Here is a 12,112-nt window from a genome sequence, read left to right on the forward strand (position 1 = left end):
GAGAGGTCAAGGAGACCGGAACCTTCAGCGGTTCAAACGTCTGCCGAGACGACGAACGGTCGACGAACGGTGGTCCGACCACGACGAAGGGGTCTCGGCTGTGCGATCGTCCAAGTGCAGCCGCAGCATGGCGGCCGTCGACCAGGCGGGAGGCCTGCCCCGCAAGGAAACCACGATCATTACTCCGAATGCCAGCGGAACCGACCACGGCGCGGGCTGCGACACGAGGATCGCGGGCAGGCCCCTCAGGCTCGGGACGAACAAGGCCACGAGAATCGAGCCCGAAGACGCGACGAGTCCGGCGAGGACACCGCTGATCGCGCCCGCGGCGGTCAGCCGGTTCCACCAGATGCCGAGTACCAGCAACGGGCAGAACGTCGACGCGGCCACGGTGAAGCCCCAGGTGACGAGCACGCCGGCGTCCAATCTGGCCGACGGCAACGCGAGCAGGACCATCACCGCCGCCGCCCCGAGCACCGACCAGCGCAGTCTCCGCAGGCCGCCGGGCGCCAGGTCGTGCGCGACCGCGCCGGAGATCACCAGCAGCAGCCCGAGCGACGTCGCCAGGAACGCGGCGAACGCGCCCGCCGTCAGCAATCCGGTGAACAACGAGCCCGCCCAGCCGTCGTCGATCTGTGCCGGCAGCGCGACGACGACCGTGTCCGTCGCGCCCGAGACGTACAGTTCGGGCACCAGCACGCGGCCGAAGACGCCGTAAACCCCTGGGAACAAGTAGAAGACGCCGAGCAGGGCGACCGTGATCGCCGCGGTGCGCCGGGCGGCGCGGCCGTCCGGGCTGGTGTGGAAGCGCATCAGGACGTGCGGCAGGCCCATGGTGCCGAGCATGGTGGCGATCAGGATCGCCCACGTGCCGAGCAGCGGATAGCCCTGATCGCCGAGGTCGAGCAGCGGCCGTTGCCAGTCCGGCCCGCCCAGCGGGGCACCGCCCCGGACGGCCGGAACCGGGGTGCCCTCGGCGAATTCCAGGGTCTCGCCGCTCCTGGCGACCAGCTCACCCGGTGGCACGACGTGTTTTTCCGGCGTGAGCAAGGTGGTCGGCTTGCGCAGGGTCAGCGTCACGTCGATCTCGAAGGACAGCTGGGTGTCGCGGGCGAAGTGGGTGAATTCCACCGGATGCACCGAAGCCGATCGCTGCGCCGGGGAGACCTGGGAGACCAGCCAGATCGCGGGAATGATGAACAGCACCAGTTTCAGCACGAACTGGAAGGCCTGGACGTAGGTCGCCGCGCGCATCCCGCCGAGCGCCAGCGTCGCGCTGACGGCGGCGCCCGCGATGACCACGCCGACCCAGTACGGCGTGCCGCCGACGGCGGTCAGCACGAGTCCCGCGGTGCGGAATTGCGGGACCAGGTAAAGGGTTCCGATCACGAGGACGACGACGGCGGCGAGGCGGCGCAGGGCGGGGGAGGCGAGCCGCGCCTCGGCGAAGTCCGGGACGGTGAGCGCGCCGGAGCGCCGCATCGGCGCCGCCACGAGCACCAGCATCGCGATGTACCCGGCGGTGAACCCGACCGGATACCAGAGCGCGCCGATGCCGTCCTTCACCACCAGCCCCGCCACGCCGAGGAACGAAGCCGCGGACAGGTATTCGCCGGAGACCGCGGCGGAGTTGACCAGCGGCGAGATCCGGCGCGAGGCGACGAGGAAATCCGACGTCGTGCGCATGGCCGCGACCCCGCGCAACCCGATCAGCAGGGTGACCAGCACGACGGGGGCCACCGAGAGCGCCGCGACCACTACTCGTCCTCGATCTTTTCCGCCCGGCGCAGCTGCCACCACGACAGCAGCGCCATCGCCGGGTACGGGAGGATCGCGATCATCAGCCAGGACAGCGGGATACCCAGCAGCCGCACCGAATCCAGCCCCGGGAACACCCCGAACACCAGCGGGAGCCCGAAGACCAGCCCGAACATCCCGGCCAGCGCGGGGAGCCCGCGGCGGCGCTGGGCCCGGTACAGCGCGTCCGCGCGTTCGGCGTCGCCCGCGGCCAGCCGGGGGACACGCCAGCGTCCGCGCGAACGGCGCCGCGAATGCGCGAGCCGGGTCTGCGGGCTGGTGACGGCCACCCGTTTGACGCGGCTCACGGCCGGCTTCCCCGGCCCAGTTCGCCGCGTTGCGCGGCGGCGAGCAGCCGGTCGCGCAGGTCGCGCGCGTGGCGGCGGCTCACCGGTACGTCACCCGCTTCCGTATGCGCCAGCAGCCCGCCGGTGGTGTCGCTGCGCAGTTCGAGCACGGCGTCCACGGCGAGGAGGAAACCCCGGTGCACGCGGGTGAATCCCGTGCCCTCCCAATACTCTTCGAGCCGGGAGATGGGCATCCGCGTGACGTGGACGCCGGATTTCGTGTGCAGCCGGACGTAGTCGCCGTGCGCTTCGACGAACTGGACGTCGTCGCGGCGGACGTACCGGGTGCGCCCGCCGGATTCCACCGGCAGCGCGGACATCGCGTCCGGCGCGGGCTTCGGCTCGTCGGGCTGGTTGCCCGCCATCCGGACCACTTTGGACAGCGCGGCGGACAGCCGTTCCGCGCGGACCGGTTTGAGCAGGTAGTCGACCGCGCCGATCCCGTACGCGGCCACGGCGTGCCCGTCGTGCGCGGTGACGAACACGATCACCGGCGGTTCGCTGAGCCGGGCCAGCAGCGAGGCGAGCTCGAGCCCGTCGAGGCCCGGCATGGAGATGTCTAGGAAGACGGCGTCGAAATGACTGCCCTGCAACAGCTTGAGCGCGTTCAGGGCGTCACCGGCGGCGACCACCTCGGCGACTTCCGGTGCCTCGCGCAGCAGGCTGCACAGCTCGTCGAGGGCGGGCGGGACGTCGTCGACCGCCAGCACCCGCAGCCCGTTCGTCACGGCAGCACCCCCGGCTGGAATCGGGGCACGCGCACCACGACCCTGGTGCCCGCGCCGGTCTCGGTCTCGACCGTGAGGCCGTACCACGGCCCGTAGACGCTGCGCAGCCTTCTGTCCACATTGGCCAATCCGACGCCGCCGTCGTCGCCGTGCCCGGCCAGGATCGCCGCCGCGCGTGCGGGGTCCATGCCGACACCGTCGTCCTCGACGCTGATCACGCAGTCGTTCCCTTCCGCCATTCCCTGAACCTGGATGAACCCCGCTTCGGCGCGTGGCTCGATCCCGTGCCGGATCGCGTTCTCCACCAGCGGTTCCAGCACGAGGTACGGCACCGCGACGGCCAGCACCTCCGGCGCGACGCGCACCTGCACCCGCAGCCGCTCGCCGAGTACCGCGCGCTGCAAGGCCAGATACGTCTCGATGGCGCGGAACTCCTCGGCGACCATCGTGTACTCGCCGTGCCGGGCGAGGCTGTAGCGGGTGTACTCGGCGAAGTCGAGCATCAGGTCGCGCGCGCGATCCGGGTCGGAGCGGACCAGTGAGGAGATCACGGTGAGTGCGTTGTAGACGAAATGCGGCGAGATCTCGGCCCGCAGCGCGCGCAGTTCGGCTTCCGCGGCCTGCTCGGCGGAGGCCTCCAGCCTGCCGCGTTCGAGCGCGTGGACGACGAGTTCGGCGGCCTGGCGGGCGACGGCGTTCTTGCCGTCGGTGACCAGGAGGACCCCGGCCAGTTCGTCGTGGACATGCAGCGGCAGCGCCAGGAGTCCGGGTTCGGACACCGGCGTCTCGGAGTGGAGGACCTCGTCGAGCGCGGAGGCGACAACGTCGTCCGCCGCCGGGCGACCGGACCAGACGAGCGAGCCGGACAGGTCGGCGAGACCGAGCCCGGCGACCCCGAACAGCCGCCGGAGGCCGTGCGCCGCCTGGCGGGCGCGGGGTCCGGCCAGGCCGTCCATGAGATCGTCCGAGACACGCTGGGCGGCGACGAGCACCGGCACCGGGTCGACGCTCGCGGCGGGACGCCAGGGCAGACGGGTGCTCATCCGGCCTCCTCCACGACGTCGGGGCCTAGATCCTAACGTCGCTGAGTGGTTTCGCCGGTTACGCTCCGGGCATGGTCACTGGGGATGCCGTGGTGCTCCGGCTGGACGTCGTGATGCGCCGGGTCGCGTGGGCCGGGTTCGTGGTGTTCGGCGGCGGCGGCCTGGTGGCCGTCGTGCTGTCGCTGTTCTCCCGCTCGGTTTCCGGGGTGGTGTTCAGCCTGCTCAGCATGGCCTTCGCGGGGCTGATCCTGCTCGCTCTGCGGAAGTCGGCGGGCTCGCTGGTGATCTCCGCCGCGGGGATCGCGGTGCCGGGCGTGTTCGAGGTCCGGTGGACCGAGGTGACCCGGCTGCGGGTGTATCGGGAGAAGCGGCGCGTGGGCCGGTGGATGCACTGGTGGCACTACCGGCTCGACTGGACCGGCTCGGGGCCCGAAGCGCTGCTTGAGGATGGCGAGTACAGGTACGCGCTGGGGCACCTGGGCGGTGGCGCCCGGCTGTACGGAGCGTTGGAGCGGTTCGCGCCGGGCACGACGCGCGTGGAGCTGGCGTGAGCCGTCGGTCCGGTCTCGTGAGTGGTAAGGACGGTTAGAACCGTCCTTACCACTCACGAGGGCGTCAGCAGCTCTGCTTGTAGAAGTACTGCGCGTTCGCGTCCATGTTCGCCTTGGTGATGGAGTGCAGCGAAGCGGTCAGGTTCCGGGTCACCGGCTTGCCCTCCAGCGCCGCGATGGCCTGCTGCACGCCCTGCTGCCCGATGGCGGCCGGGTCCTGCGCGATGAGGCCCTGGTACTCGCCCTTCTTCAGGCCTTCGATCTCCGACGGCGACGCGTCGAAGCCGATCAGGTTGACCGCGCCGATCTTGCCCGCGTTACGCAGGCCGGTCGCGGCGCCCTCACCGGTGTTGAGGTTGGTCGCGAAGATGCCGATCAGGTCCGGGGTCGACGCCAGCGCGGCGGTCACCTTGGACGCGGCCTGGTCGGGCTCGTTCTGGGTGAACTGCACCCCGGCCGACTTCAGGTTGGGGTGGTTCTTCAGTTCGTCCTCGAAGCCCTTCGCGCGGGTGTTGGTGGTCGAGGTGCCCGCGATGGTGTCGAGCACCAGCACCGAGCCGGTCTTGCCCGCGGCCAGTTCCGCCATGGTCTTCGCGGCGAGCTTGCCGCCCTCGGCGTTGTCCGACGAAATGGACGACTCCGCGACACTGGTGTCCTTCAGCGCGGTGTCGACCTCGATGATCTTGGCGCCGCGGGTCTTGACCTGCTGGATCGGCGCGAGCATCGCCTGCGCGTCGGTCGGCGCGATGAGCAGCGCGGCGGGCGGGTTGGAGCCCAGCGCGTTGACCAGCTGGGTCTGCATGGCCGCGTCGAACTTCTGCGGCGCCTGCGTGGTGAGCTCGTAGCCCGCCTTCTTGGCCTCTTCCTGTGCGCCGCACTGCATCGAGATGTAGAACGGCTCGGCCTGCACACCCGGGATCAGCGACAGCTTCTTGTTGTTGGTCTTGGCGCCGGAATCGCCCGACGGCGCCTCGCCGACGGTGCCACCGCCGCACGCGGTCAGCAGGAGGGCCGCGGAAACGGCGGCACCGGCGGCGAGCAGGGTCTTCTTCATGGGGATAGCACCTCTTTGTGCGTAGGGATCAGCGAGAGTTGCGGCGACGACGGCGCCGCTGGTCGAACCAGACCGCGGCGATCAGCACCGCGCCGACCGCGATCATCTGCCAGAAGTCTTGGACCTGCGTGATGTTGAAGCCCTTCTTCAGCACGGCCGGGATGAACACGCCGATCACCGTGCCCAGCACCGATCCGACACCGCCGAAGAGACTCGTGCCGCCCATCACCGTGGCGGCGATGGCGTTGAGGTTGTCGGTGGTGTGCGCCGAAATGGTCGTCGACGCGTAGTACGCCAGCGAGAGGAAACCGGCGACACCGGCGAGGAAACCGGTGAGCGTGTACACCTTCAGCAGATGCGCGGTCACCCCGATACCCGCCCGGCGCGCGCCCTCGGCGTTGGAGCCGACGGCGTAGGTGTAGCGGCCGAATTTGGTGGTGTGCAACAGCCACGCGCCGATCAGCGTGATCACCACGGCCACCAGCACCAGATTCGGCACGCCGCCGAACGAAGTCCCGTAGCCGAGCGTCTTGTTGAGCTCGGTCGGCACGCTGCGCACGTCGGACCCGTTGTTCAGCAGGTACGCGGCGCCGAGCGCGGCACCCATCGTGCCGAGCGTGACGATCAGCGGCGGGATGTTCGCCACCGCGATCAGGAAACCGTTGATGAGCCCCCAGATCGTGCCCGCGACGACCGCCGCCACGAGCCCGGCGGTGATGACGCCCCAGCCCGCCTTGGTGGCGTCACCGTCCGGGCTCAGCGCCTCCATCGTCTTGCCGGCCACCATGCCCGCGAAGATCAGTACCGAACCGACCGAGAGGTCGATCCCGGACGTGATGATCACGAACGTCATGCCGACCGAGAGCACCAGCAGCACCGAGGTCTCGATGAGCAGGGTCTGGAAGGTGAACAGCGTCGCGAACTCGGCGGGCGCGATCGCGGTGAACACGATGATCAGCGCCAGCAGCACCAGCGCGATCCAGAACGTGTTCGCCCCGATCAGCCGCTGCCCGATCGACCGTTTGCCGAACCCACCGTCCACCGAGGTCTGGATCTCGGGGCCGTTCTTCGTCGGAGTGGACACGGTCACGCCGCCTCCTCTTGTACGAGGGCGCCCGTCATCGCGGCGACCAGGTCTTCCAGTTTCGTGCCGTCGCCGGTGAACCGGGCGACGCGTTTGCCGAGCCGCAGCACCTCGATGCGGTCGGCCACCGACAGCACCTCGGGCATGTTGTGGCTGATCAGCACGACGGCGATGCCCTTGTCCCGCACCTTCTTGATCACGTCGAGCACGCGTTCGCGCTGCACGACGCCGAGCGCGGCCGTCGGCTCGTCCATGAACACGACCTTCGACGCCCAGACGACCGACCGCGCGACGGCGACACTCTGCCGCTGCCCGCCCGAAAGCGAGCCGATCGGGACGTCGGTGCTCTGCAGGGTCACGCCGAGCCGCTGGAACTCCTCCACGGCCTGGCGTTTCATCTCCTTCTTGTCCAGCATCCCGAGCTTGCCGAGGATCCCCTTGCGGTGGATCTCCCTGCCCAGGAACAGGTTCGCGGCCGGGTCGAGTTCCGGTGCGACCGCGAGGTCCTGGTACACCGTCTCGATCCCCCTCCGCCGTGCCGTGGTGGGGGAGTCCAGCACCACCTCGGAACCATCGAGCAGGATCTTCCCCGATGTCGGCTGCTCCGCGCCGGAAAGGCATTTGACCAAAGTGGACTTCCCGGCGCCGTTGTCGCCGATCAGCGCGGTGACCTCACCGGCCCGCGCCTGGAAGGATGCGCCTCGCAGCGCCTCCACCGAGCCGTAGCGCTTGACCAGGTTCTGTGCGTCGAGCAGGAGTTCGCTCACGATCGCTCCCTCTTCTCGGGTGCGGGCGGCCGGCAGCGGATGACGGTGACGTCGCCCTCCACAGTGGACTGACCGGCGTCGTGCGGGACCACGTACGTCTCGCCCTTGCGCAGCGCGTACTCGCCGCCCTGTTCGGTCCGGAGTGTCCCCGAACCGTCCATGACGACCAGCACCGCGAACGATGGATCGAGTGACAACGTTGTCGACCTACCGGAAAGGCCGGGGCGCAGCTGGTCGGCACGGAAGAACGCGTCGCTGCCGTCGGCGAGAAGGTCCACAGTGGACGCTTCGTCGCCCGCGGTGCGCTTGACGATCGAGCCGAGCCGCTCTTCGTCCCAGCCCGAGGTGTCCAGGGTTTCGATGGCGGTCTCGAACCCGATTCCGAGGTGCGCCTTCTCCGGGTTCGCCAGGAAGTCCCGCCATTCCAGGGTCAGCGAGAAGTCGGTCGGCTGCTGGAGTTCGACGACGAACACGCCTTCGCCGATCGCGTGCGGCAGGCCCGCCGGGATGTAGACCGTGTCGCCGGGGGTGACCGCGACGCTGTTCAGCGCCCCGAGCATCGCGGGCGCGTCCTGCGTGCGGGCCCATTCGTTGACCGTCGCTTTGTCGACGGTCTCCTTGAATCCCGGGTAGACGCGCGGGTCGTCGCCGTAGGTGCCGACCACGATCCACGCCTCGGTCTTGCCGAAGTGTGAATCGAAGTGCCGCTTCGCGAACGAGTCCGACGGGTGGAAGTGCACCGGCAGGCGCTGGCCCGCGTCGAGCAGCTTCACCAGCAGGCCGGTCGAGTCGCCGAGCGCCTCGACGTGTTTGGCGCCGAGCCAGGCGGACGGGTTCTCGCGGACGGCGTCGCGCAGCCAGACCCCGCTGGGCAGCTTGGTCAGGCCGTTGGTCTCCTGGCCGAACATCGTGGTGGCCGAGCCGACCCAGTCCTCCGGGCCGTACTTGGACTCGGAGGAAGCGCCCCGCAACGCGGCGATGGCGTCGCCGCCGCGGTAGAACTGCGGCGGCTGGTTCGCCGGCAGGCGGATCGGTTCGAGGTGGCCGCTCATGAAGGGGCGACCTCCCCGGAACCGCGGGCTACGAGATGCACGGGCAGAACTACCTTTCTCGGTGCGGATTGATCTCCCTGGACCCGGGCGAACAGCAGTTCCGCGGCCGCCCGGCCCAGTGCGCTCACGTCGTGCGCGATCACGGAGACCGGCGGATCCAGCAGATCCGCCAGCTCGAAGTCGTCGAAGCTGATCATCGCGGGACGCCGCTCCGCGTGCGCCAGCGCGCGCAGCAGGTGGACGGCGACCCGGTTGTTGCCCGCGATCACGGCGGTGGCCGGATTCGGCCCGGTGAGCAGCCGCTTCACGGCGTCGCCGACGCTCTCGGCGGTCGGCGTCCGCATCACGACGAGGTGCTCGTCGTAGGGGATTCCATTGCGGACACAGCCTTCGCGGAAGCCGCGCAGGCGTTCGCCCGCGGTGAAGATGTCCGGGCTGTCGGCGAGGAACGCGATCCGGCGGTGGCCGTGTTTCGCCAGCTGGGCGACCGCTTCGACGGTGCCGCCGATGTTGTCGACCAGCACCGTGTCGGCCACGATGTCGCCGGCGGGCCGGTCGAGGAACACCACGGGCGTGCCCGCGCGCATCTCGGGGACCAGGTAGCCGTGCTGCATCCCGGCCGGGACGACGAGGATGCCGTCGACGCGGCGGGAGCAGAACTCCAGCACCAGTTCGCGTTCACGGTCGGAGTTCTCCTCCGACGAACCGGTCAGCACCTGGCGGCCGAACGAGGTCGCGATGCGTTCGACGGCCCGGTTGAGCTCGGAGTAGAAGGGGTTTCCGACGTCCTCGACGATCAGGCCGATCGTCCCGGTCGTCGAGCCGCGCCGCAGGTTCCGCGCGCCGAGGTTGCGCCGGAACCCGAGCTGCTCGATCGCCGCCATGACGCGCTCCGCGGTGTCCGGATGGACGGCGGGCTCGTCGTTCACCACTCGCGAGACGGTTTTGATGCTCACGCCCGCGAGCCGGGCCACGTCACTCATCGTGGCCCGTCGGCCGGTGGTGCGGTGGCCGTTGTCCGGTCCGCTGGAAGACAACGTTGTCATAGTGGCGGGAATTGAACGCCAGCGGCGCGGCGATGTCAATGCCCGATTCGTCCTCGGCCCGTTTTCCGAGTTCGAACCGTTACGGCCCACGCGGGTCGCTGTCCGGAATCGGACAGGGTTTGACGGACCTCTTGACCAGGTGGTCCGTTCTTGTCGAAGGTGAGCAGGCAGCGACAACGTTGTCAGGAGGCGGCCTTTCCCATGCCTGCACGCACCTCGATCCGCGTCGCCGGGTTGCTCACCGCGCTTGTCGTCCCCGCTGGGCTGGTCACGCCCGTCGCGGCGGCGGCACCCGGTGGCGACCCTGTGGACGCGGTCAACACCTTCATCGGCACCAAGGACGACGGCAACACCTTCCCCGGCGCTTCGGCTCCTTTCGGGATGACGCAGGTCAGCCCGATCTCCTCGCATTACGCCGGCTACCGCTACGACGACACCGCGATCCGCGGCTTCGGGCATTTCTTCCTGTCCGGCGCGGGCTGCTGGGAGCAGGGTGGCCTCGTGTCGTCCCTGCCCACCACCGGCGCGGTCGGGCCCGGCGCGGCGTTCGACACCACGAAACCCGAGACGTTCGACCACAAGAAGTACGCCTCGCCGTACACACACGAGGGCGAGGTCGGCAAGCCCGGCTACTACAAGGTACGGCTCACCGGTTACGGCGGCGTCGACGCGGAGACCACCGCGACCACGCGGACCGGCGTCGAGCGGTACACCTTCACGAAAGCGGGCGACGCAAACGTTTTCGTCAACGTCGGCCAGGCCAACGACAAGGAACCGGTGACGGCGAGCCAGATCCGGGTCGTCGGCGATCGGACGATCGAAGGCATGGTGGAGTCGCAGGCGTTCTGCGGCGGGAAGCCGTACAAGACCTGGTTCACCACGACGTTCGACAAGCCGTTCAAATCCTTCGGCACCTGGTCGCCGACGGGTGGCACTCCGGGCTCGAAGGAGTCCGCGGGCGGTGAGGGACTGCGCGGTGCCTGGCTGACCTTCGGCGGAGGTCAGGTCACCGCGACGACCGCGATCTCCCATGTGGACGCTTTCGGCGCCCGGCTGAACCTGGCGTCCGAGAAGGGCCGTTCGTTCGACGCGGTCCGCGACGGCGCCCAGCGTGCCTGGCGCAAGGAACTGTCCTCAGTGGACATCAAGGGCGGTACGAAGGACGACCGCACGGTGTTCTACACCTCGCTCTACCACGCGCTGCTGCAGCCGCTGACCGGCAACGACGCCGACGGACGGTACCGCGGGTTCGACGACAAGATCCACCGGGCGCTGGGCTGGACCTACTACGAGTTCTTCTCGTTGTGGGACACCTACCGCACGCAGAACCAGCTGCTCGCGCTCTTGAGGCCGGCTCGGGCGAAGGACGTCGCGAAGTCCGTGCTCGCCATCCACGACCAGGGTGGCTGGCTGCCGCGCTGGGCGTACGCGAACCAGGAGACGAACACGATGACCGGCGATCCGGTCACCCCGTTCCTGGTCGACCTGTGGCGGTTCGGCGCGCTGTCCGGGCAGGAGTTCAGGGCATACCAGGCACTTCTGCAGAACTCGCGCGAGATCCCGCCCGCGTCTTCGCCGTTCCAGGGCCGCTCGGGTAACGCGAGCTACCAGAAGGACGGGTTCGTCCAGTACGACAAGGACTTCCCGAAGAAGGGGCAGGACACCGACCCGCACCACGGCGCTTCGGCCACGCTGGAATACGCGCTCGCGGACTGCTCGCTGTCGATCATGGCCGCCGGGCTCGGCAAGAAGGACGACGCGAAGGCCTTGGCGGACAAGGGACGCAGCTATCGCACGCTGTGGGACTCGTCGGTGACCGATCGTGGCTTCACCGGGTTCTACCGTCCCAAGCTCGAAGGCGGCGAGTGGTTCAGCCCGGCGAGGAAGCCGTTCGACCCGCAGAGCCAGGACGGGTTCCACGAGGGCACGTCATGGCAGTACCAATGGCTGACCCAGCAAGACGTCCCCGGGCTCGTCGAGCGGATGGGCGGCAAGGAGAACGTCGGCAAGCGGCTCGACGACTTCTTCGCCTACGGGGATCTGGTCAAGGACCCGGCGAAGACCGTGCGCGAGGAATGGGTCGTCGGCCCGTACAACTACTACAACCAGTTCCGCTACAACCCGAACAACGAGCCGGACCTGCACTCGCCCTGGATGTACACCCTGACCGGGCAGCCGTGGAAGACCTCCGCCGTCGTCCGCGCGGCGCACACGTTGTTCACCAACGCGCCGAACGGTGTCACCGGCAACGACGACCTCGGGACCATGTCCGCGTGGTACGTCTTCAGCGCGCTGGGCCTGTATCCGGCGATGCCGGGCACCGGGGAGTTCGTGCTCAACGCGCCGCGGTTCGAGAAGTCGGTGGTGCGTCTGGAGAACGGCCGTGACATCACGATCAAGGCCGACGGCGCCGACGGGTCGAAGCTCCAGTACGTCCAAGGATTGGGAACCGGTTCGCAGCGGGCGTACGTCGGGTTGGAACAGTTGACGCGAGGGACCACTTTGGACTTCAAGCTCACCGACGACCCGGCGAAGGCGACCTGGGCGACCGGTCCGGAAGGGGCGCCGAAATCGCCCTGCGCGGGGTGATCCGAGTGGTTTAGACCGGTTCGTACCGGGGGTCGTGAGCAGCATCACGGCCCC

The 12,112-nt window shown here is 69.1% G+C and carries 11 protein-coding genes; 2 read left to right on the top strand and 9 right to left on the bottom strand.

Annotation, left to right across the window (positions count from 1 at the left end; all coding sequences use genetic code 11):
- Nucleotides 1–24: 24 nt before the first annotated feature.
- The 4 genes from BLW75_RS33260 to BLW75_RS33275 are packed head-to-tail and all read right to left on the bottom strand — an operon-like array spanning nt 25 to nt 3,915.
- A complete protein-coding gene (locus BLW75_RS33260; protein WP_034315465.1) occupies nt 25–1,758 on the bottom strand; it encodes a sodium/solute symporter in 1,734 nt (577 codons plus the stop codon).
- Nucleotides 1,758–2,105, bottom strand: coding sequence for a membrane protein (locus tag BLW75_RS33265; protein WP_034315466.1), 348 nt, complete (start codon nt 2,103–2,105; stop codon nt 1,758–1,760). The genes BLW75_RS33260 and BLW75_RS33265 overlap by 1 nt, the downstream gene beginning before the upstream one ends.
- Entirely contained in the window at nt 2,102–2,872 is a 771-nt protein-coding gene (locus BLW75_RS33270) for a LytR/AlgR family response regulator transcription factor (RefSeq protein WP_034315468.1), read from the bottom strand. Before BLW75_RS33270 ends, BLW75_RS33265 begins: the two co-directional genes overlap by 4 nt.
- Nucleotides 2,869–3,915 (bottom strand): sensor histidine kinase, encoded by a 1,047-nt coding sequence (locus BLW75_RS33275; protein WP_034315471.1) that lies wholly within the window; start codon nt 3,913–3,915, stop codon nt 2,869–2,871. The genes BLW75_RS33270 and BLW75_RS33275 overlap by 4 nt, the downstream gene beginning before the upstream one ends.
- Nucleotides 3,916–3,986: 71 nt before the next feature.
- On the opposite strand from BLW75_RS33275, the gene BLW75_RS33280 reads away from it, so the two are divergent.
- A complete protein-coding gene (locus tag BLW75_RS33280) occupies nt 3,987–4,466 on the top strand; it encodes a hypothetical protein (protein WP_241783756.1) in 480 nt (159 codons plus the stop codon).
- Between the two features lie 64 nt (nt 4,467–4,530).
- Here the strand turns inward: BLW75_RS33280 and BLW75_RS33285 are convergent, their stop codons facing one another.
- From BLW75_RS33285 to BLW75_RS33305, 5 genes are read right to left on the bottom strand one after another with little or no spacing between them, the layout of a single operon-like run.
- Nucleotides 4,531–5,520 carry an ABC transporter substrate-binding protein gene (locus BLW75_RS33285; RefSeq protein ID WP_034315477.1) on the bottom strand — a complete coding sequence of 330 codons (990 nt, stop codon included), beginning with the start codon at nt 5,518–5,520 and terminating at the stop codon, nt 4,531–4,533.
- 28 nt (nt 5,521–5,548) lie between these two features.
- Nucleotides 5,549–6,610: an ABC transporter permease gene (locus tag BLW75_RS33290; RefSeq protein ID WP_073848166.1), complete on the bottom strand. Its 1,062-nt coding sequence runs from the start codon at nt 6,608–6,610 to the stop codon at nt 5,549–5,551.
- Nucleotides 6,607–7,371 carry an ATP-binding cassette domain-containing protein gene (locus BLW75_RS33295; protein WP_034315480.1) on the bottom strand — a complete coding sequence of 255 codons (765 nt, stop codon included), beginning with the start codon at nt 7,369–7,371 and terminating at the stop codon, nt 6,607–6,609. Before BLW75_RS33295 ends, BLW75_RS33290 begins: the two co-directional genes overlap by 4 nt.
- Nucleotides 7,368–8,423, bottom strand: coding sequence for a class I mannose-6-phosphate isomerase (locus tag BLW75_RS33300; protein ID WP_034315483.1), 1,056 nt, complete (start codon nt 8,421–8,423; stop codon nt 7,368–7,370). Before BLW75_RS33300 ends, BLW75_RS33295 begins: the two co-directional genes overlap by 4 nt.
- Complete coding sequence (locus BLW75_RS33305) at nt 8,420–9,406, bottom strand: LacI family DNA-binding transcriptional regulator (RefSeq protein ID WP_034315485.1); 987 nt, start codon at nt 9,404–9,406, stop codon at nt 8,420–8,422. Before BLW75_RS33305 ends, BLW75_RS33300 begins: the two co-directional genes overlap by 4 nt.
- A 264-nt stretch (nt 9,407–9,670) precedes the next feature.
- On the opposite strand from BLW75_RS33305, the gene BLW75_RS33310 reads away from it, so the two are divergent.
- Nucleotides 9,671–12,058 (top strand): GH92 family glycosyl hydrolase, encoded by a 2,388-nt coding sequence (locus BLW75_RS33310; RefSeq protein ID WP_034315487.1) that lies wholly within the window; start codon nt 9,671–9,673, stop codon nt 12,056–12,058.
- The last annotated feature ends 54 nt before the right edge of the window (nt 12,059–12,112 follow it).

Origin of the sequence: Amycolatopsis lurida (assembly GCF_900105055.1) — a bacterium.
GTDB classification, from domain to species: Bacteria; Actinomycetota; Actinomycetes; order Mycobacteriales; family Pseudonocardiaceae; genus Amycolatopsis; species Amycolatopsis lurida.